The 18,020-nt window shown below is 53.2% G+C and carries 27 protein-coding genes; 11 read left to right on the top strand and 16 right to left on the bottom strand.

Annotated elements, in window-relative coordinates; translation table 11 throughout:
* The first annotated feature begins 77 nt into the window (after nt 1-77).
* Nucleotides 78-272 carry a hypothetical protein gene (locus ACMV5I_RS10935; RefSeq protein ID WP_414824348.1) on the top strand — a complete coding sequence of 65 codons (195 nt, stop codon included), beginning with the start codon at nt 78-80 and terminating at the stop codon, nt 270-272.
* Nucleotides 273-708: 436 nt separating this feature from the next.
* Here ACMV5I_RS10935 and ACMV5I_RS10930 read toward each other — a convergent pair whose 3' ends face one another.
* From ACMV5I_RS10930 to ACMV5I_RS10855, 16 genes are all read right to left on the bottom strand, one after another.
* Nucleotides 709-1,908, bottom strand: coding sequence for a tyrosine-type recombinase/integrase (locus ACMV5I_RS10930; RefSeq protein WP_414824347.1), 1,200 nt, complete (start codon nt 1,906-1,908; stop codon nt 709-711).
* A 1-nt stretch (nt 1,909) separates the two neighbouring features.
* On the bottom strand, nt 1,910-2,119 hold the full coding sequence (locus ACMV5I_RS10925) for a hypothetical protein (RefSeq protein ID WP_414824346.1): 210 nt from the start codon (nt 2,117-2,119) through the stop codon (nt 1,910-1,912).
* Nucleotides 2,120-2,166: 47 nt separating this feature from the next.
* Nucleotides 2,167-2,997 (bottom strand): hypothetical protein, encoded by an 831-nt coding sequence (locus ACMV5I_RS10920; protein ID WP_414824345.1) that lies wholly within the window; start codon nt 2,995-2,997, stop codon nt 2,167-2,169.
* A complete protein-coding gene (locus ACMV5I_RS10915; RefSeq protein WP_414824344.1) occupies nt 2,994-3,341 on the bottom strand; it encodes a hypothetical protein in 348 nt (115 codons plus the stop codon). Before ACMV5I_RS10915 ends, ACMV5I_RS10920 begins: the two co-directional genes overlap by 4 nt.
* A complete protein-coding gene (locus tag ACMV5I_RS10910) occupies nt 3,341-3,961 on the bottom strand; it encodes a hypothetical protein (protein WP_414824343.1) in 621 nt (206 codons plus the stop codon). Before ACMV5I_RS10910 ends, ACMV5I_RS10915 begins: the two co-directional genes overlap by 1 nt.
* Complete coding sequence (locus tag ACMV5I_RS10905; RefSeq protein WP_414824342.1) at nt 3,958-4,248, bottom strand: hypothetical protein; 291 nt, start codon at nt 4,246-4,248, stop codon at nt 3,958-3,960. The genes ACMV5I_RS10910 and ACMV5I_RS10905 overlap by 4 nt, the downstream gene beginning before the upstream one ends.
* 38 nt (nt 4,249-4,286) lie before the next feature.
* On the bottom strand, nt 4,287-4,805 hold the full coding sequence (locus ACMV5I_RS10900) for a hypothetical protein (protein WP_414824341.1): 519 nt from the start codon (nt 4,803-4,805) through the stop codon (nt 4,287-4,289).
* Nucleotides 4,802-5,575, bottom strand: coding sequence for a phosphoadenosine phosphosulfate reductase family protein (locus tag ACMV5I_RS10895; protein ID WP_414824340.1), 774 nt, complete (start codon nt 5,573-5,575; stop codon nt 4,802-4,804). Before ACMV5I_RS10895 ends, ACMV5I_RS10900 begins: the two co-directional genes overlap by 4 nt.
* Nucleotides 5,565-5,747, bottom strand: a complete 183-nt coding sequence (locus tag ACMV5I_RS10890) for a hypothetical protein (protein WP_414824339.1) — start codon at nt 5,745-5,747, stop codon at nt 5,565-5,567. The genes ACMV5I_RS10895 and ACMV5I_RS10890 overlap by 11 nt, the downstream gene beginning before the upstream one ends.
* On the bottom strand, nt 5,744-5,935 hold the full coding sequence (locus tag ACMV5I_RS10885) for a DUF1482 family protein (protein WP_414824338.1): 192 nt from the start codon (nt 5,933-5,935) through the stop codon (nt 5,744-5,746). Before ACMV5I_RS10885 ends, ACMV5I_RS10890 begins: the two co-directional genes overlap by 4 nt.
* Nucleotides 5,935-6,468 (bottom strand): HD family hydrolase, encoded by a 534-nt coding sequence (locus ACMV5I_RS10880; protein WP_414824337.1) that lies wholly within the window; start codon nt 6,466-6,468, stop codon nt 5,935-5,937. The genes ACMV5I_RS10885 and ACMV5I_RS10880 overlap by 1 nt, the downstream gene beginning before the upstream one ends.
* 2 nt (nt 6,469-6,470) lie before the next feature.
* A complete protein-coding gene (rdgC, locus tag ACMV5I_RS10875; RefSeq protein ID WP_414824336.1) occupies nt 6,471-7,388 on the bottom strand; it encodes a recombination-associated protein RdgC in 918 nt (305 codons plus the stop codon).
* A gap of 1,094 nt (nt 7,389-8,482) precedes the next feature.
* Complete coding sequence (locus tag ACMV5I_RS10870) at nt 8,483-8,683, bottom strand: hypothetical protein (RefSeq protein WP_414824335.1); 201 nt, start codon at nt 8,681-8,683, stop codon at nt 8,483-8,485.
* Between the two features lie 163 nt (nt 8,684-8,846).
* Nucleotides 8,847-9,032 (bottom strand): hypothetical protein, encoded by a 186-nt coding sequence (locus ACMV5I_RS10865; protein ID WP_414824334.1) that lies wholly within the window; start codon nt 9,030-9,032, stop codon nt 8,847-8,849.
* On the bottom strand, nt 9,019-9,282 hold the full coding sequence (locus ACMV5I_RS10860; protein ID WP_414824333.1) for a hypothetical protein: 264 nt from the start codon (nt 9,280-9,282) through the stop codon (nt 9,019-9,021). The genes ACMV5I_RS10865 and ACMV5I_RS10860 overlap by 14 nt, the downstream gene beginning before the upstream one ends.
* Nucleotides 9,283-9,578: 296 nt before the next feature.
* Complete coding sequence (locus tag ACMV5I_RS10855) at nt 9,579-10,160, bottom strand: helix-turn-helix domain-containing protein (RefSeq protein ID WP_414824332.1); 582 nt, start codon at nt 10,158-10,160, stop codon at nt 9,579-9,581.
* Nucleotides 10,161-10,281: 121 nt separating this feature from the next.
* Here ACMV5I_RS10855 and ACMV5I_RS10850 point away from each other — a divergent pair, with 121 nt between their 5' ends.
* From ACMV5I_RS10850 to ACMV5I_RS10805, 10 genes are all read left to right on the top strand, one after another.
* Nucleotides 10,282-10,542 carry a hypothetical protein gene (locus ACMV5I_RS10850; RefSeq protein WP_414824331.1) on the top strand — a complete coding sequence of 87 codons (261 nt, stop codon included), beginning with the start codon at nt 10,282-10,284 and terminating at the stop codon, nt 10,540-10,542.
* A 25-nt stretch (nt 10,543-10,567) separates the two neighbouring features.
* Entirely contained in the window at nt 10,568-11,041 is a 474-nt protein-coding gene (locus ACMV5I_RS10845; protein ID WP_414824330.1) for a YmfL family putative regulatory protein, read from the top strand.
* A gap of 66 nt (nt 11,042-11,107) precedes the next feature.
* Nucleotides 11,108-11,296, top strand: coding sequence for a hypothetical protein (locus tag ACMV5I_RS10840; RefSeq protein ID WP_414824329.1), 189 nt, complete (start codon nt 11,108-11,110; stop codon nt 11,294-11,296).
* Nucleotides 11,293-11,967 carry a phage antirepressor KilAC domain-containing protein gene (locus ACMV5I_RS10835; RefSeq protein WP_414824328.1) on the top strand — a complete coding sequence of 225 codons (675 nt, stop codon included), beginning with the start codon at nt 11,293-11,295 and terminating at the stop codon, nt 11,965-11,967. The genes ACMV5I_RS10840 and ACMV5I_RS10835 overlap by 4 nt, the downstream gene beginning before the upstream one ends.
* A gap of 1 nt (nt 11,968) precedes the next feature.
* Entirely contained in the window at nt 11,969-12,148 is a 180-nt protein-coding gene (locus tag ACMV5I_RS10830; protein ID WP_414824327.1) for a DUF4222 domain-containing protein, read from the top strand.
* Nucleotides 12,145-13,164, top strand: a complete 1,020-nt coding sequence (locus ACMV5I_RS10825) for a helix-turn-helix domain-containing protein (RefSeq protein WP_414824326.1) — start codon at nt 12,145-12,147, stop codon at nt 13,162-13,164. The genes ACMV5I_RS10830 and ACMV5I_RS10825 overlap by 4 nt, the downstream gene beginning before the upstream one ends.
* On the top strand, nt 13,161-14,030 hold the full coding sequence (locus ACMV5I_RS10820; RefSeq protein ID WP_414824325.1) for a phage N-6-adenine-methyltransferase: 870 nt from the start codon (nt 13,161-13,163) through the stop codon (nt 14,028-14,030). The genes ACMV5I_RS10825 and ACMV5I_RS10820 overlap by 4 nt, the downstream gene beginning before the upstream one ends.
* Nucleotides 14,030-16,024, top strand: a complete 1,995-nt coding sequence (locus ACMV5I_RS10815; RefSeq protein ID WP_414824386.1) for a DNA cytosine methyltransferase — start codon at nt 14,030-14,032, stop codon at nt 16,022-16,024. The genes ACMV5I_RS10820 and ACMV5I_RS10815 overlap by 1 nt, the downstream gene beginning before the upstream one ends.
* On the top strand, nt 16,021-17,061 hold the full coding sequence (locus tag ACMV5I_RS10810; RefSeq protein ID WP_414824324.1) for a DUF968 domain-containing protein: 1,041 nt from the start codon (nt 16,021-16,023) through the stop codon (nt 17,059-17,061). The genes ACMV5I_RS10815 and ACMV5I_RS10810 overlap by 4 nt, the downstream gene beginning before the upstream one ends.
* Nucleotides 17,058-17,726 (top strand): bacteriophage antitermination protein Q, encoded by a 669-nt coding sequence (locus ACMV5I_RS10805; RefSeq protein ID WP_414824323.1) that lies wholly within the window; start codon nt 17,058-17,060, stop codon nt 17,724-17,726. Before ACMV5I_RS10810 ends, ACMV5I_RS10805 begins: the two co-directional genes overlap by 4 nt.
* Nucleotides 17,727-18,020: the final 294 nt, after the last annotated feature.

The following is an 18,020-nucleotide window of genomic DNA, read 5'->3' as shown; positions in this document are numbered from 1 at the left end:
GCGCCGGGAGAAATCCCGATCACACATCGATTGTTAATGTATTGTAGCCATTTACGTAACATAAAGGAGATAACGGAATGCGGCCAGAGATTAGCAAAGAGGAAGTTACACTGTTTCTCTATGATTTCAATATGCTTTTAGAGGAAGGTATCGACAATGCAGATGTTTTCAACGTATTACGCATCTTGGAGCTTAGGCGGCAAACGGCGAAGATTGAGTTTATAAAGCGCTCATTAGCCACTTCAAACAGCAAGGGCCATGGCAGCAGTTGAAATCCCCAAAGCCGCCACAACATAATCAATGCTGCCCCGTACCGGCTCCGTAATGTTCGCAATAGGGTTGGAACATAGGAAGGGGCAGCGCCTTCCTGGTCAGGATAACGTTGAGCAGGCTTGTTCAAAAGAGGATCAGTACTGTATAGACGTATTGAGCTGAATCACTCATTCCGCCGGCAATTATTACCATCATCTTACCATTGCCAAATTCCAGGCATAAAAAAACCAACCGTAACTGGTTGGTTTCTCTATCGAATATTGGTCGGCATGAGAGGATTCGAACCTCCGACCCCCGACACCCCATGACACCGTTTAAAATCCTCCGCAAGCCGCGCCAGCCCTGGCATTCAAGCCTTCAGGCTGATCATACAAACAGTGCATTTTTTGCATAAGTCGGCATTTATGCATCAATGAGTTAGGGCGAATATTACCATCACCCTGTTTTGATTTCCCCGTGTGGTACCACCACCCAATCGATATGGTTCTGGGTGTAAATCTTGGTAGATTTAGCATCGCTGTGAGCCATGCGCGCCTGTGGGTCGATCCCCTGGTTATCGAACAGGTGCGCGGCCAGTGCGCGGATTTCATGGAACGTTGGCCGCTCGTCCATTTCCAGGTGATCGGATAGGCCGAGTTTGTCCCGTACAGCAGAAAATGACCGGCTGAGATAGTCCGGGGCAACCTGCGTCGGGTGCGCCACTTCTTTGCTGGGCTTAACCCTTCGATCTGGGATCCTGTGCACTATGTAAGGACTGGCCACGCTGTCGCGACTTTCGTCAATAATCCGCTTCAGCTCGGCACCGATCGGGATAGCAACGTGCGAGGCCTCTTTCTTCTGTACCTTCTGCCGGTGGATGTACAACGTGCCATAAATGCCATCTTCGGGCTGCTCCAGCCATAGGCAACCGCAAATACCATTCTTGGGCTCCCGGATGGTGTAGCGGATCCTGGATACCTCGAGCCTGGCGTGGGTTGTCTGCAGAGCCAGGTCCATAGCCGTTCGTAGCCATGGAGCCGCAGCTGCGCGGATGGCCATGAAGTTTTCAAAGGACAAGCGCTGGCGCCTTTTCTCCTCGATACGGCGCATCTTCTTGCGGGTGGCCGGGTTATCGAGCATCAGTGATTCATCGACCGCATAGCTGAACAATTTCTTCAAGAAACTGACTTTGCGGTTTTGTACGTTTGCTGATGCGTCAGCGTGATATTCTTTTATATAGGCGTTAACGTGCTCCAGCTCTATATCGCAGGCCGGGATATTGCTGAAGAAAGCTTTCACGCGGATCGAGTCATTATTCCAATCTTCTCGAGTGCTATCTGATGGCTTTTCATCATTTATAGCTCTTTCCATAATATGATCTACGTGCTCAGCAAACGGTAATGCCTCTCCCTGTACCCCGCCGGATTCACGGATCAGATAGTCTACTGATACTGCCACCTCTGGCCGCATCCTATTATTATATTCTCTGGCGATAGCAATTGCTGTTGCGCGATCCAATGGTTTACGAGTAGACGCATCAACAAGTGATTTCCTTACGCCGTTTATTAATGTAAATCGGTAGACGCCCGCGTCCTTGTCATAATAAAGACAATCGGGCAGGTGCCTATTTTCCCGATGGCGCGGGCGGCCAGCCATTTTAAGACTCCCTGATTAATTGAGTAACAGCATGGGAAATAGTAGATTGAACCCCCCATTTCTCAGTGGATGCGACAAATATCGCACCTTCAACAACCTTGCCCTGCAGCTTGCCTATTTCGATCCAGCGCTTGATAGTTCGATTATCTGGTATTGAACCCACCTCAAACTCTCTTTTACCCCAAGCGCTGGCCTTCATCAGTTTTGCCATGGTTTTTTCTCCACACAAATTAGGCCCGCTGCAACGGGCCGTTAAGATTACTGCTGGTGGCCAGTTGGTAAATTGCCACACACCTGGTCTACAAATATGTCGATCTCATCCGGTACAGCCGCCAGCGCTGCAGTAGAGCATGAGGCTGGTGGATTGATACCATTGACCTGATCACCTTCGGAAACCAATCGGATTAACATTGCAAGCAGTTGGACTATCTCCCCTTCAAGATCCTGCCAGGTCATTCGCCCCTCAGCGTAATGAACACCAGCCTGTACGACTTCACCCGCCTCCTCGGCAACCTTCAATAGAACGTAGTTGGGTTGTGGGTGTTTCTGCATGGCCTTATCGGCCGCGATGCGCGCTGCATTCACAAGGGTGCTAAAATAGTCATCCGTAAGCACTGACTGGCCATTAGGCATGGTGTCGCAACCATCCGGAATTGCCGGAGAGTTCAACGTGTAAGCCTGGTTTACATGTTCGGAATTACCGGACAACTGGAGCATTGCAGCTCGGCAGGCAGAAATAGCGGCCTTTGCTCGGACCCAAGCTTCATGGTCACGATCGGAAATGCGAATGACCTCAGCCATTGCATCTAGCAGTTCGCCTGGTAGCGCAGGCGGGGCGGCATAAACAGCCCCCCAAGGCGTAGCATAACCGCTTGCTCTGTCTGCCGGACGAATGGGGCCGATTGAGATTTGCACTTGCCCGTTATGTTCACGCAAATAGCCGTAGGGTGCCGCCTCCCGCACAGCCAGCAGCTCTTTAGCCATGCGATAATCGGCATTTGTGCGGATAACCATGCAATGGCCTTTTTCGTGGCTGTCGATAATCTGGCGCAGCTCTGCGTTGGTTAATTTCTCAGGTAATGTAGTCACGCAACCACCTCCGGATCTTCAGGAATAAGTGCATAATGGGTAATGTTCACATCTTCATGGCTCAGACCTTCGATCTGGAATGTCCATTGCCACTCGCCAGTTTTCTTCCCGCCCAGTGTGCGCCACATACTGCGCCAGCCGATGATCCAACCCTCGCCGTTAGCGTCAAACAGTAGGGCGGATTCGTTTTCTGGGGGCAGGCTTTCAGTTACGGGAATTGCTTTCCCGGCGGCCGTATCGCGCCAGGCCACGGATACCAACTTCCCGCCTAAGACTGCTGTATCCGCGCTGACTTGCGGCTCCAGCCCATCGATATAATCGACAACAAAAGTTACCTTTCCCATCACTCCCCCTCGACCTTGAAGCCTTGCCGACGCAGATAAATGGCGCTTTGTGAAATACCATCGTTCAAGCCCTCGGTGTAATCCGTATCGTTTTCACCGTCACCACTCAGTTTCGGCAACTTGATAGGCTGCTGTAGTCGCTGCTCTGCTGCCTCTGCACGTTCCTCTGCGGCCGCCAACTTCTGCACTGGGGTTAGACCTTCAACGCGTTGCATGGTGACAGTCAGCGGGCCTAGCTCGTCATGCTGGAATAGCAGTTCGAGGTAGTTGACCGCGCCAGCGGCTTTGAATTGCTCCGCGAAAGCCTCCGCCATCATCTGAATAGCAAAGCCTGAAAACGTGAAACCAAAGGATCCATCTGGTTTAGGCTCAGCCTTATTGAGTCGAACCTCTCCGGCCAGGAACTCACCCAGGGTTTTACCTGCTATGCGGTCTGTGTCGATACCTTCAAAGGCATTCATGCAGGCCTTCGCACGGACGCCGGTTTCATTCATCGCTGCCGTTAGTTTGGCCACCTTAGCCCGCAGGCCATCAGCACATTCATGCTTGCCACTGCGTCCACGTTGCCACGAGAATCCACAATCGCAGGTGAAAGTATCCTCAACCTCTTTTACGTTCATCGGTCGTCGTCCTCGTCATCTCCATCCATTACCAGCCGTGTATCATCTGGCACTTCCAGCGTTAGCAGTGGGCTATAGCCACTGTCATGCATGGAGTACATTACCGGCCACTCTGGAATCGGTACGCCTTCATTAACTTGGCATACCCCGATCGTCCAGCAGGCAATGTTTCCCACGCCGTACAGGGCAATGACGAGTAACTCACCTTCGGCAGATTCCAGGTGATACACGCCTGGCTTGCTAAAGCAGCCAATCTCTTCTGTGATAGCGCCAGTTACTTCGAACAAGTCATCACTGGCGCCGAAAAATCTCAGTGTTTTGCCCATCAGTAACCTCCCCGCCGAGTTGCCAACCTGATCTGCTGATACATTTCACCAGCTGCTACACGTTCCTCACCCAGATCGCAGGCGCAGAAATAAGCGTGAGCTGCCTTTGTGCATTCCCGGTGCAGGCGGAGTAACTCGATTTTCAGCGCCTCAACGTGGCATCTGCTGATAAGGTCTGCCAGGGCGGTTGGCTCACCCTCAACGGGGCGGAGCCAGTAACATACCGGGCCGTCCTCTGTATCGTGGATAGAGCCGATAAACCAGCCTTCACCTGCTGGTGGAGTAGGGATCCACTTGCTGATATCGCCATCACCTGCTTCCAGGGCTTCCAACTGCTCATCAGTGACATCGCTTTCCATCCACTGAAGAAGGCCAGTAACGCGATTGGCATCTAGCCATGCTGCAAATTCGCCGGGGTAGCCGTACTCTCTGCCGTCTGCCGGTTCAAAGAAATCAGGGTGGGTCCAGAAACCGAGATCATCGCGCTGCGGATCCATTGCTGTGATCAGTTTTTTCATATTGGTACCTCGATATTTTTCACAGGAATGCCTATATGCTCGTCAAGCCATACTGGCTGCTTACCCTTCATAAACATGGTGTGGCCGATCCGGCGTTCCAGTTCGACATAACGCCGGTACAGATCTTGGTTTTGTTCAGCACCGTGACGTAAGTCATTGCGGCTTCCCATGATGCAGAACACGCAAGAAAGGCGTTCATTCTGCTGATAGGCCCAGAATGGTTTCTGCCCGGCGTCGGCGATCATCTGGAACACCTCGGCGGTGGATAGGTCGAATATTGGTAACCACTCCCAGACCTCACGGCCTTTAACTGTTTGCCCTGGCTTAGCCTTGAATGGAGCGCGGCGTGAGCGTGCGGCAGACTCAGCAGCGCGTAAGCCCATACAGTTCACAGCGATGCCGCCGCCGCGCTTGGTCATATCTTGGCGTATAAATTTTTCGATCGGGCCACGCTTCAGGTCGCTGGTACACTGCCGGTGTTGGGCACTGGGCCACATGCCGCGACGCTCTACCATTCCCAGGAAGGTTTTACCGGCCTGAACGACATTTACCGGGTGGGAAGTAGTCGCCGTGATGTGGTCGATCACACCAGGCCACTCCACTTCCCCCAGGCTTGCATGAACAACGACGATCTGTTCGCTAGGGATATGCTGTGACATCACCGCATACATGGCTTGCGAGTCTTTACCGCCTGAATGCGACACGTAGAAAATTGCGCCAGCGTTGACCAGTTGAATGATTTCCGGCTGGAATGCAGCGTTACTCTTCATGCTGCGCCTCCACGAACACCGCGCGCGAGGGCGACCAATCGCAATAAGTGTCCGTTTCGACGTGGCCGAAAATCGCCTTGCAACGGCGTATGTGCCCGCAGTCGCCGCAGGTTTTACCCACGGGGAGTTGCATTTTGTCCGGATCGGATGGCTCAAAGTTGAGCTCTTTCATTCCCTTTCTCCCTGATCCTGCACTGCTGCTGGAATTACGCTGTCAACCGGCAGGCATTCATACTGGGGTGGCAACTGTTGCTGGTGGATATCCGCCAGGCAGTTGGAGTGGTCCGGGTACACCCAGCCCTGTGGGACATGATCGCAAGGCTGGTAGGTGTAGCAGACGAGGAGGAATAGACCGAACATCAGGACCCCCTTACGCCGGAGAGCTGCAGGAACCGCTGCATAAACATGGTGCGGGCCTGTAGCGGATTAACGGGGCATACCAGGATCACGTCCGAAGGTGCGATGCCTGCAAGCATCGGCCACGGCTCGGCGTCATCGATATCAAGATCCCGGCGCTCGGTCGCCAGCAGGACCAGATCGGCATGCTTGACTGGTTGGCTCTGGATTGGCGGTAGCCCGAACTTATGGCGGATAACGAAATCAATACTGTTTTCAATCCCGCGGTAATCCGGAATAAGCTGTTTCAGTGGCGATGGAATATCTTTGCAATAGGCCTCATGGGCATCATGCAATAAGGCTTCTAGCGCAAATTCATCCGGCACGATCTGGCTGACTAATACGCAGTGCTGGGCGACGCTGTAAAACTCAGGTAGGTGACCAGCGAAACGGCATTCATGAGATAACGCTTGTGCAATATCTTCGATGCAAATACTTTCGACTGTTGGGTTTGCGTAATCAAAATGCTTTCCGGTGAAGGTTTGGATCCATGACATAATTATTTCCCCATCTCTCCGCCAAGAACTTCGGTCAGGTTGGCTATAAGTGCAGATAGCTCCCCGGTCATCAAAACAACATCAGCATCGAAGCGCATGGCAAAATCTTCACGGTCAATATCATCATTCTGCTCGAGCAACTGATCGCAAAACTTCAGCTTCTTGAGGCTTCCAGTGTCAGTAATGGAAAAGCTGATCCGTTCCTTCCACTCAAGGGCCAGCGTGGTAACAAGCTTTCCGGCCTCAATGTTTGTGGCCACCTCATCACCGCACAGGTCTTGTTTTTTGCAGCTAATGGTTCCGCCTTCTTCCAGAATGGCTTTGAGTTGAGCCTCATCCTGCAGCGAGAAACCAGCGGGAGCCTGTCCAGATCTAACCCACTCGGTTAAAGTCAGCTCTATAGGGCTCTCCATCGTTAAAGGGGTGACCGGCAACGAGCCAAGGCTCTTACGTAGCAAGGCCAAGACATCTTCGGCACGTTTAGAGCTTGGCGAATCAACCACAATCAGGCCGTTAACGGTATCGATCCACATGAATACGCTAGTAAAGCGGCTAAACGCGCGAGGTAGCAGGCTCTGCAAAGCCTCATCTTTCAGTTGGTCCCGCTCCGTCTTTTTCAGCTTGCGATGCTGTTCGCCTTCAATTTTTTCGATCTGCTTCTGCACTTCTTCTTTTATTACCGAAGCAGGAAGAATTTTTTCTTCTTTACGAGCGCAAAGAATTACCTGGCCGTTAACGGCATGAAATAGCGACGTTCCGCGCTTTCCCATGGGGGAAACCCAGCCAGCTTTCGCCATATCCTGGCTGCCACATGGCGTAAGGGCGAACGGTGCCAGGTGGGTTTCAATAGTTTCAGGCGATAAATCAACATCCCGAGACAGGCGATAAATAATGATGTTCTTGAAAGTTAAATGGCTCACGATATTCTCCATCACTGATTTTCGGCAAAACGAATCCCTGCCAAGGCTCGGCAATATTTCGCAGAAAATAGGTTGATATTAATTGGCAGGGATACCACTTATCGCCTGCCATATTTCTCCACACACCAGGTGGCGCACCGTTCCGGTTTTTCTTAGACTATCCAGGTTTAAGGGTCCGGACAGTACGCCACCTGATGTGTAAAAAGGGCGGCCAGCCTATGAACATTGTCGTCACCTCTCTGTTAGAAGAAGTTCGACTGACCGCCAAAGCTACACACAGCATTGAGTTGTGACACCAGGGCGCGACCCCCACTTACTTCCCGCCGCTCAGTTTTGGTATTGGCCACCAGTAGCTGTGGCCCAGCCGATTCTCGGGTCTTTGCGTCGGCCGGCGCTGCAGTACGCTTGTACACATCACAACGGAAAGAGCACTGGTCGGCTGATAGCAGATTGGGGAATGGGCCCGTTGCTATCCAATGCTCTTGCCTGTTGAGGGCTGACCTTCCAGCCAGCGTGGCGGGGATCGCAAGCTAAACGCTGAACTTACCCGCTCGGCGGTATCACCACCCGGCTGCCGCCGCATAACCCCGGATGGCATTGCTAAAGTGTGTGGTGGCCGGTGCTGCTATCTTTCCGGCTTTACGGTTATCGTGAGGCGTGTTTTTTCCTACCGCCAAAGGATGGGCCTTTCACCCATCGATTCCCCTCACCAACTTGCGCATCAGCCTACGCATTCACCACAACTGAAACGGCTTTATCTCCGGTTCTCTCGCCACGCTGTAAAACAGACCGCGTCCCCTAAAAACCGTTTCAGTTGGGTGCCGGTTACGTTTATCCGGCGGCCTGGGCCCGGTTTATCCCAAGGTAGGGGATAAGGTGTGTGGTGGGAGGAGTTGAACCCCCGGGCGGAGAGGTAGCCCGCCTATCACCGGATGCCACAACGAAAAGAGCACTGCCTTTGACCACCTTGCGCCGCGTTGCCCGTAACGTCGGCTCTGCGACCTCACTACCACGCCGCCAGCGGGAGTTACACAGGTGCTTGCCACATATCCGGTGCAGAGCTCTTATCGTTGTGTGCTGGTCTTTCCCAGCTGTCAGCCGTCTACTTCCGAGCCGTCACTGCCACAGTAACGCCGGACATCCGCGCCGGAAGTTTTACGCCGTTGGCGGGCGTCCGGTGTGACCGGCGTACATGCTACGGTAGGGTTGAAATGCCCTACGGTTCGCATTGGGTTGTGGTGGTCGGCAGACAACGCCCCGAATACCACCAACCGATTCCACAACGGTCTGCTCACTCATGAGTGCTACCTCCACCGCTTCCAAAATTAATGAAAAGGGCGAGTGAGCAGGCCGTTATGGGTCGGTTACCCGGCGGTATCGATAATTACAGCCATCACCAGGATGGCAAGGAACGCAGTGCCTAACGCCACGCTGAGTATCACCGCTAATTGGACGCCCTTACTCACTTTCAACCTCTGCAAACAGAGCAGGGGGCTGAAAGCCTTGGATGATGCTGACCGCCAACACTGAGGCTGCTGCCTTGTCCACCGGGCCATGCGTTGCTACTTCGCGACCGTCTACAAACTCGGTGAAGAAGAACTGGTCACCCTTCATTTCGAAGGTCCACATTTTATGCTTCAACACGGGCGCCTCCTTTCTGGGTTGCCGCGTCCACGAACGCAGACACACCGGATTTTTTAACGACGAAGAACACCACCAGATCGCCAGCCTTTTCGCCGTATTCTTCATACCCGGCGCTGACGAAGGTTTTAGCCAGTTGGCCACACAGTTTTTTGGTGGCAGCCGCTGGGCCCTCAACGCACATCAGGACAGCATTTTTGATGCCCAGATCGACGTCTCCAAAAAGGTCTGTTGTGCACTGGTAAGCTTTCATCACGCTGCCCTTTGGTAATCAAGTTTGCGACTCTCTGAATTGAAGAAGGTCGCGATATGAGGAAACTATATGCTGTCGCGAATTGCGGAGCAAGCGGATTAGGCAAAAAATTTGTAAACCGCTATAAACACGTGTATAAATATACAGTATATGGTGTTTTGAATGTTTTTAATCAATGACTTAAAAACAAGTCATTGGTTTACGGGGGATTTCATGGCGATATTCGAACTCAAGCGAGTTGGAGGAGGGCTGTATGAGGAGGTTACCCGCGAAGAACAATCCCCGCAGGTTGAAAATCAGTTGCGAATTTTTCTGCTCAAGAAGATAGCGACGCCGATCATTTCTACGCCAGCACCTATCTCTATTAAAGGGACACGCGGTTCATCAACACCTAAAAATTTCTTTCCGGCAACTTCTAAGTATTTAAAAACAGAGATCTCATCTTGAATTTTCGCAACAACATAGTCGTTTGATACAGGGTTTAATTTAATGTTGACAATAACCCTTGTTCCGGCTGGGGCAACATCACAACCACTATCTTTTTCAATGATATATGCCCGATTATTCAGGCCAACGTCCGCCGGTGCGGTTATCACTTCATCTGTCTGACCGTCTTTGTTCCATAGTGGTACAAGAACCTCGTCTCTAGGAGTGGTTTTTTCAATAGGCTTAAAATCTTCAGGGTCGCCAAAAAGCAGCCATCGCGAAGAAACGCCCAATGCTTTTGCAAGCATGTTGATCTCATCGAGTTTCGGTTCTCTATCACCGCTCAACCAACCGCTAACAGTTGATCTCCCTCTGCCAATTTTTTCCGCAATGGCTTCATGAGACACCTTCTGTTGAGCGGCCAGATCTCTGGCTCGTTCATACCAATGCATAAATTAATTACCTATCTGGTTACTTTCTAACATGGTCGCACATCGCGGAATGTCGTTCTGTTGACTATTGAGGAATTTATGCGGATACTAACTCCGAGATTTGCGACCATGAGAAACCAAAATGACCCCTTTATTGAAATTTAAGCAAGAGAAAAAACTTACCCTCAAAGAGCTTTGTGTGCTGCTAGGAGAGACTACTGCATACGAGAAGGCCTTGGGTGATGTGGTGAATGGAAAACGATTGGTCCCTGTGGGAAAGGCTCTGAAATGGGCTGAAAAAACAGGGATTCATCCACATAAACTGCGGCCTGACATTTATAAAACTAGCCATTTCCCAAACAAATTTAAGTCTCGGGCGAAGACTACCCCGATGGTTCAATGAACGTAACTACCAAAAGGAAAACAACATGGTAGAGCAAAACTTGAAAGACGTAGTGAAGAGCATGTGCAAGGCAGTTGCTGGTGGTCGTTCGGCTATGGCTGGTGCGTTGGGCATGACGGATACCACCTTCACCAACAATCTGTATGAGAAGAACGGTTGCCGCTTCTTCGAGGTCGGTGAGCTGGAAGCCATGGAGGATATTTCGGGCACCAACTTGCTTACGGAATATTTTGCCCGGCGCCGTGGGTTGCTGGTGGTCGAGATCCCTGTGTTCGAAGAACTGGACCAGGTAGAGCTGTTCAGCAAAAGCATTCGCACGGCGGCACGTCGCGGCCATGTGGATCAAATCATCCAGGAGTCGCTTTCTGATGGGGTTATTGATGAGAAAGAAGCCGATGAAATCATGCGCTATCACCGCAAGCATCTGCAAGCGCGTGATGCCGAGGTTAGAGCGATATTGGCGCTGTTTGGCAAAAAAGCCAAGGGCCAGAAAGGTTGACGCCCAAAGGTTGCAGCCTCTGGGCGTCGGGTGCGAATTAAATCAGTGTGTGGAGAAATAAATCGCATGAGCATTGTAACCAGAAATTCAACAGTACCGCAAATACGCTGCCGGGCAATGCCTGGCGATAATTCTGCGGCGTCGTTCCGGTATGAGGTCAATGTACTTGGCCAGTGGGTCACCAGCAACTACCAGTTTGCGTGCTGGGTGGTAGATAACGGTAAGTGGCTGGCGCGTAAACAGGAGGGCGTATGAATACCTTGATCACTTCGGTAACGCCAACAATGAGCAGCCGTGAAATTGCGGTGCTGGTTCAGAGTAAACACGGTGACGTGAAGCGTTCGGCTGACCGCCTGGCAACTGCTGGTCTTTTAACCGCGCCGTTGGCGCAGTTCGAATTTGACCATAACGGGAACACCTATATCGGGTACCGGTTCAACAAACGCGATTCTCTGGTTCTCGTCGCCCGGCTATCCCCCCAGTTCACAGCCGCTGTAGTCGATCGCTGGCAGGAACTGGAAAGCGCTTCAGCACCAGCTGTTCCTCAATCTCTCCCTGAGGCTCTCCGCCTTGCCGCCGATATGGCAGAGCAGAACGCAGCCTTAGAACAGAAGGTGCAGGCCGATGCACCGAAGGTGGCCTTCGTGGACCACTACGTTGATGCCGCGGGTGCCAAGAGCCTACGTGAAACGGCCAAAATACTAGATATGCCTGAGAAGGCAATGATTGAGGCCCTGGTGCGTGACAAGGTTCTGTTCCGTCAGTCTGGCAACCTTCTACCGCAAGCGCTCAAGCAGCGTGATGGCCTGTTCACTGTAAAAACGGGTTCCTCTGATTTTGGCCACGCCTATACCCAAACCCGCGTAACTCCACGCGGCATCCAGTGGATCGCCGATCGCTACGCCTCAGAATTGAGGAGCAACTGATATGGCCGAGAACATCCAGGAATTAAACCGAATTTTCCGCGATCAGCACGGAATCACCGTAAACGTGATCCGCTTCGAACGTGATACGCAGAGAGTGATATACCGCCGTCCGGGTTACGAGTGGGAATGCGCCAGCCCGCTGATTATCTTCCGGACTCGTTTTACTGAGGTTGTTGTATGAGCACAAAATTAACCGCATTCGTGTGGGACGGCTGCGCGGCGGCGGGCATGAAGTTATCCATGGTGGCCATCATGGCACGCCTGGCTGATTTCTCGTCTGATGAGGGCTTATGCTGGCCTTCCACCAAGACCATTGCCCGGCAGATCGGCGCGAGCGAGAGCACGGTAAGCGCAGCACTGGCAAAGCTTGTGGAAGAGGGCTGGATTAGCCGCCAGCAGCGCCGCAAGGGTAACCGCAACACCTCAAGCATGACCCAACTGAACGTAGAGAAGCTGCGAGCTGCTGCTAACTTTCACCCTCCAGAATCTGATACCTCAAAATCTGACACATCAAAATTTGATACCTCAAAAACTGACCCCTCAGAATCCGGCAAAAACGAGGCTTTTGACCCTCCAGAATCTGGATACGATCCGTCAGTAAATTCAAAACAAGATCCATCAGTAATAAAACCTGTTGGTCAACTGGCTACGCCAGCCGACGAACCGCAGGCCGATTCTTTAAAAATCGATTATGAGGCTGTGCTGAAAACCTTCCACGACACGCTGCCCGAACTGCCTGTTGTTCTCAAAATGACGGATAAGCGCCGCGGAAAGCTGCGCAAGCTGTGGAAAGACTACGACCTGAACATTGAGAAGTGGGGCGCTTACCTGCGTTACATCTCCAAGAAGTGCCGCTGGATGCTGGAAGACCGCCCAGACACCTCAAGCGGCAAAACATGGCGCAAGAAGGATTTCGACTACCTGATCAAAGAGGAATGCTACCTGTCGGTCAAGGAAGAACGGGCCAACGACCTGCCGAAAGTCGAGAAGGTGGACACCACCGCCCGCGATGATGCCTATCTGCGCATCGTGACCCAGCGCCGGAAGCCACGTAACGAGATCGAGGAGATAGCCCAGAAAATGGCTGGTTCCCTGGGTCGCATGACCGACTACGACGCCCGCCGGGCATGGACAGGCATTTGGGCACAAGCCGTGGCTCAGGCCAGTGAGAACGATCTGGGGAGGTTGGCAGGATGAATTTCTATTGTGAAAATCTCGCAGCGATGCGCGCCAAGCCAGAGCACATGTTGAAAGAAGTTGGCGATCAGTGGTGCACTCCCGATCCGTTGTTCTGGGGTATCAATGCCATGTTCGGGCCGCTTGTACTGGACCTGTTCACTGATGGCCAAAACAGCAAGTGCCCGGCGTACTACACCGCCGAAGATAACGCCTTAACCCAGAACTGGTCAGAAAAGCTGGCAGAGCTGCATGGTGCAGCATTTGGCAACCCGCCATATTCCCGCGCCCAGCAGCACGAAGATCAGTACATCACCGGCATGGTGCACATCATGGCCCACGCGATGGCTATGCGTGAACTGGGTGGCCGGTATGTTTTCCTGATCAAAGCAGCAACCTCAGAAACTTGGTGGCCAGAGCATGCTGATCATGTCGCTTTCATCCGGGGCCGTGTTGGGTTTGATGTGCCGAAGTGGTTTGTGCCAGCGAATGCAAAGCAGGTGCCCACCGGCGCATTCTTTGCCGGTGCGATCGCCGTGTTCGACAAGGCATGGAATGGCCCGGCCACCAGCTATGTGAGCCGCATCCAGTTGGAAAATATGGGGGAAGCCTTTATGGCGCAGATCCGTCGCGAGGCCGAGCGCTTGGCACCACAAATCCAACACCAAAATATTTCAGAAAATATTCAGCCGGAAACTGCCAACACCGTTTGGCCGCAGGAAGTTAATTTCCTGTTTGACAAGGTGGCCACCGCCAGCAGTTTGCCGGAGCACCTGCAGAACAAACTGCGTAGCCACATCAACCGCTTGAAACTGGAAGGCACGTCAGCCGAAGAAATCATCCAGACCGCAACTAATTTAACCGCCGCAATGGGAGCAACAGCATGATCCGGGAACTCACAGTAGATAATTTTGCCGGTGGCGGCGGGGCAAGTACCGGCATTGAGATGGCGACTGGCCGCAGTGTGGACATTGCGATCAACCACGACGAAAACGCCATTGCGATGCACGAAACCAATCACCCCGAGACGTTGCACTATTGCGAGTCGGTGTATGACATCGACCCTGTTGCCGCGACCGCTGGGCGGCCAGTAGGCTTAGCATGGTTTAGCCCCGACTGCCGTCATTTCAGCAAGGCAAAGGGCAGCGCGCCGGTTAAAAAAGAGATTCGCGGCCTTGCCTGGATCATCATCCGCTGGATTTTAAGGGTAAACCCTAGATTTATTCCGATGGAAAACGTGGAGGAGTTCAAGACGTGGGGACCGCTTGTCACTGACGAGAACGGCAATGATTTCCCATGCCCTGACCGAGTAGGGGAGACTTTCGCAGGGTTTGTGGCAATGCTGACCACCGGCATAGCAGCAGATCACCCGGCGCTGGCCGAATGCTGCGACATTTTGGGCATTGAAGAGGGTAGTGACGATCACCGCCGCCTGATTGCCGGTCTGGGTTATGTTGTCGATTACCGTGAGCTCCGGGCCTGTGATTATGGTGCGCCAACCATCCGTAAACGCTTCTTCATGCTGATGCGCTGCGACGGGCGGCCAATTGTCTGGCCAGAGCCTACCCACGGGGATCCTAAATCGTTTGAGGTCCAGAGCGGCAAGTTAAAGCCATGGCGCACCGCGGCAGAGTGCATTGATTGGTCTATCCCGTGCCCGAGCATCTTCGAGCGTAAGCGCCCGCTGGCGGAGAACACCCTGCGCCGCATTGCCCGAGGCATCCAGCGCTTTGTGATCGACAGCCCAGCACCGTTTATCGTCAAGTGCAACCACACAAGCACTAAAACGGTCTACAACTGTTTCCGCGGGCAGCCGCTTGATGAGCCTTTGCAGACGATCACTAAATCACCTGGCTATGCGCTGGTATCGCCACACATCACCAAATTCCGCACCGGAGCCACCGGCCAAGAATGTGACGAACCGCTTTCCACTATCACCGCGGGCAGTTCAGAACGCCCAGGCGGTAACGGGCATGCTTTGGGAATGGTTGAGGCAAAACTGACGCCGTTTATCGCTGGCGCTGGCGGCCCTAAATACTCCGCGAAACCGCGATCTGTAGATCAGCCGATGCATACGCTGTGCAATACAAACCATTCCTGTGTTATTGCGCCAGTCATTGCCCGGATTGGCCAGACAGGCTTTGGTGGTGATCGCCTGGCCTATGAGGCAGATAAACCGCTGACAACCGTCACGACTAAAGCAGAGCACCTGGTGGTGGCTCCTTCACTGGTTCAGGTTGGTTATGGCGAAAGAGAAGGGCAAGCACCCCGATCTCTGGATCTGCATAAGCCATTAGGCACAGTGGTTGCAGGTGGGAATAAACATGCACTGGTATCCGCATTCCTGGCCAAACACTTTGGCGGCAACTATACCGGCCCCGGCGCTGATCTTGCTGAACCGGCACACACAGTGACAACCGTCGATCACCACGCCCTGATCACATCCAACCTCATCAAGATGCGCGGCACCAATATCGGGCAAGAAGTTACCGCACCTCTGCAGACGGTAACCGCCGGTGGCAATCACTTCGGTGAGGTTCGCGCCTTCCTGCTGAAGTATTACGGCACTAACATTGGGCACGCTGCTGATGAGCCATTACAGACGGTCACCACTAAACATCGCTTTGGCCTGGTCACTGTCGAAGGTGTGGATTACCAGATCATTGATATCGGCATGCGCATGCTGCAACCGCATGAGCTTTACGCCGCCCAGGGCTTCCCGGCTTGGTACATCATCGACCAGGACTATAAGGGCAAGAAATACGCGAAGGATAAACAAGTAGCCCGCTGTGGCAATGCGGTACCGCCGCCGTTCGCCGAGGCGCTGGTACGTGCCAATCTGCCTGAAATGTGTGTACCGCGCCGGGAGGTGGCTGCATGAAGATGCTGCTCACTCCTTACCTGCAGCGTGATCTGGGCGTGGTAATGCTGCGCCCTGGTCGTGAACTGCTCCATTACTTCACTGGTCGGGCGCGGCTGTTGGTCGTCAGTGAACCAGATGAGCTTAAACCACTACCATCTGGTCTGGTGCCAGTGACCAGCCAGCACTTAGCCGCCGATCAGCGCCTTTTCTCTTTCTTCTCCAATAAGCGGGTTCTGGCTGCTGCTGGTGGCATTAATGCGCTGGTGGACTGGCTAGAACGGTCGAATGAGTGCCAGTGGCATGCGCCCGCTGACGATTATCACGATCGGAACATGAGCACGCTGCGGTACGGCGTCGGCGCTGTTCGCTTGTGCTGGCACCATGAGCACGCTATTGCCAATCAGACGCTACCGGCACTTGATGCGCTGGCAGCCCGGAATGTGGCGGATTTCGTCTTGTTCCGGGCCCGCACGCATTTCCGCTTTGACGAAAACCACCAGTTGAGCCTTCCGGAGCTGTGCTGGTGGGCCGTTATGACGCAGGTTTCCGATCTGCTGCCGGAATCCGTAGCCAGGTTCTCTTTGCGCCTGCCACCAGCCGAGGTACCTACCGGCACCCGGAAAGAGGCGGATATTGTGTGGGAACGGGCGCCGGCGGAAATCATCAATGACTACGTAGAGCAGATTAAGCCGGTGCTGGCGGTCGATGTCGATCCCGAGCCACCAGCGGGCTTTATGCTGCGACCGAAGATGAAGCGCTGGGAGTGCGAGAAGTATACCCAGTGGGTTAAATCGCAGGTGTGCTGTTGTGGTTGTGGGCGCCCGGCGGATGACCCGCACCACATCATCGATCAGGGATTCGGCGGTACCGGCACCAAACCACACGATATTTTCGCCATTCCTCTCACCAGGGAGTGCCACAACAAGCTGCATGACGATGTGGCGGCATGGGAGGCGGAACACGGTAGTCAACTCTATCACCTGGCCAGAACGCTCGATCGGGCGTACGGCATCGGGGCAATCGTCACAGCAAACAAGCGCGGGGCAAAAAAATGAATCAGCAATATCTGGAGTATGTTCGCGGCGCTGTATCGTTGGCCCTGGCCGATATCCACGGGATGACCAAAGGACAACTGGCAGCATTCGAGGGTGCGGCACTGGCGCACACCACGCGGTTCAAACGCCAGCGCCACCGTACTGTGATAGTCGGCAACCGCAAGGTTTGCCCAGATACCGATCCTATTCATTGCCCGGAGACCCGCACCCGTGCGAAACCCTTCCCGCCGATTGAAGAGCTGACATATTGCACTAGCTCATGGCGCCGGGCGATTTCCGTTCTTGAGACGCATCAGGAAGCGTGGATCCGGTATTGCTATGGCGACTATAGCTATCACCATAACCAGTTATTGGTGGTGCCCTATATTTGGGCGCAATTTTCAGCCCAGTGCCCTGGTAAGATCAGCAAAAAGGTTAAGCTCCGGATGCAGAGCCTGACGCTGCTGGCCGTGCAGGTCGTGGCCAGTGAGATAAAAGGGCATCCAAAGGAATACAGCCACACGAAGTTGGCGGAGCTATCAGGGGTGAGCAAATCAACCTGGTCTGAAACCTACGGCGGGCACTGGAATACCATGCTATCCCTTGTGGAAGCATTGGATGCGGGATCATTAAAGTGGACAGCAGATAAGAGGATCAAATCACGATCAAAACATTTAGCATCATGATGCTTGCAAAACCGAACAAAATAAGCCATATTTAATGTGATTTTGATATTTTGCCAATATTGCAATTGGTGCAAAGGACCTCGCTTCGGCGGGGTCTTGTCGTTTCTGGAGGTTGGAGACCGATATATGCATCCATAAACGGATAGACCGCACGAGCCGTAAGGCGCGCAAGCCACTGTCATGATGTGGTCCCGAGTCCTAAATAGGGAGCCGGAGTGATTCTCCGCGTTAGGGTTAATGAGCGAATCAGTCCCGGTAGTACAGTGTGATGGCCAATTGCACACCGGTTACAGT

It is taken from the genome of Serratia sp. T13T92, from assembly GCF_047530105.1.
Classification (GTDB): Bacteria; Pseudomonadota; Gammaproteobacteria; order Enterobacterales; family Enterobacteriaceae; genus Chania; species Chania fonticola.
Note: the sequence above shows the minus strand (reverse complement) of the source record. Positions and strands in the feature narration are given on the sequence as shown.

Bases quoted from the DNA above. Each gene is read 5' to 3' on its own strand.
- ACMV5I_RS10935 (WP_414824348.1), top strand. From the start codon at position 78: ATGCGGCCAGAGATTAGCAAAGAGGAAGTTACACTGTTTCTCTATGAT.
- ACMV5I_RS10930 (WP_414824347.1), bottom strand. From the start codon at position 1,908: ATGGCTGGCCGCCCGCGCCATCGGGAAAATAGGCACCTGCCCGATTGT.
- ACMV5I_RS10925 (WP_414824346.1), bottom strand. From the start codon at position 2,119: ATGGCAAAACTGATGAAGGCCAGCGCTTGGGGTAAAAGAGAGTTTGAG.
- ACMV5I_RS10915 (WP_414824344.1), bottom strand. From the start codon at position 3,341: ATGGGAAAGGTAACTTTTGTTGTCGATTATATCGATGGGCTGGAGCCG.
- ACMV5I_RS10910 (WP_414824343.1), bottom strand. From the start codon at position 3,961: ATGAACGTAAAAGAGGTTGAGGATACTTTCACCTGCGATTGTGGATTC.
- ACMV5I_RS10900 (WP_414824341.1), bottom strand. From the start codon at position 4,805: ATGAAAAAACTGATCACAGCAATGGATCCGCAGCGCGATGATCTCGGT.
- ACMV5I_RS10895 (WP_414824340.1), bottom strand. From the start codon at position 5,575: ATGAAGAGTAACGCTGCATTCCAGCCGGAAATCATTCAACTGGTCAAC.
- ACMV5I_RS10890 (WP_414824339.1), bottom strand. From the start codon at position 5,747: ATGAAAGAGCTCAACTTTGAGCCATCCGATCCGGACAAAATGCAACTC.
- ACMV5I_RS10885 (WP_414824338.1), bottom strand. From the start codon at position 5,935: ATGTTCGGTCTATTCCTCCTCGTCTGCTACACCTACCAGCCTTGCGAT.
- ACMV5I_RS10880 (WP_414824337.1), bottom strand. From the start codon at position 6,468: ATGTCATGGATCCAAACCTTCACCGGAAAGCATTTTGATTACGCAAAC.
- ACMV5I_RS10860 (WP_414824333.1), bottom strand. From the start codon at position 9,282: ATGAAAGCTTACCAGTGCACAACAGACCTTTTTGGAGACGTCGATCTG.
- ACMV5I_RS10855 (WP_414824332.1), bottom strand. From the start codon at position 10,160: ATGCATTGGTATGAACGAGCCAGAGATCTGGCCGCTCAACAGAAGGTG.
- ACMV5I_RS10850 (WP_414824331.1), top strand. From the start codon at position 10,282: ATGACCCCTTTATTGAAATTTAAGCAAGAGAAAAAACTTACCCTCAAA.
- ACMV5I_RS10845 (WP_414824330.1), top strand. From the start codon at position 10,568: ATGGTAGAGCAAAACTTGAAAGACGTAGTGAAGAGCATGTGCAAGGCA.
- ACMV5I_RS10840 (WP_414824329.1), top strand. From the start codon at position 11,108: ATGAGCATTGTAACCAGAAATTCAACAGTACCGCAAATACGCTGCCGG.
- ACMV5I_RS10835 (WP_414824328.1), top strand. From the start codon at position 11,293: ATGAATACCTTGATCACTTCGGTAACGCCAACAATGAGCAGCCGTGAA.
- ACMV5I_RS10830 (WP_414824327.1), top strand. From the start codon at position 11,969: ATGGCCGAGAACATCCAGGAATTAAACCGAATTTTCCGCGATCAGCAC.
- ACMV5I_RS10825 (WP_414824326.1), top strand. From the start codon at position 12,145: ATGAGCACAAAATTAACCGCATTCGTGTGGGACGGCTGCGCGGCGGCG.
- ACMV5I_RS10820 (WP_414824325.1), top strand. From the start codon at position 13,161: ATGAATTTCTATTGTGAAAATCTCGCAGCGATGCGCGCCAAGCCAGAG.
- ACMV5I_RS10810 (WP_414824324.1), top strand. From the start codon at position 16,021: ATGAAGATGCTGCTCACTCCTTACCTGCAGCGTGATCTGGGCGTGGTA.
- ACMV5I_RS10805 (WP_414824323.1), top strand. From the start codon at position 17,058: ATGAATCAGCAATATCTGGAGTATGTTCGCGGCGCTGTATCGTTGGCC.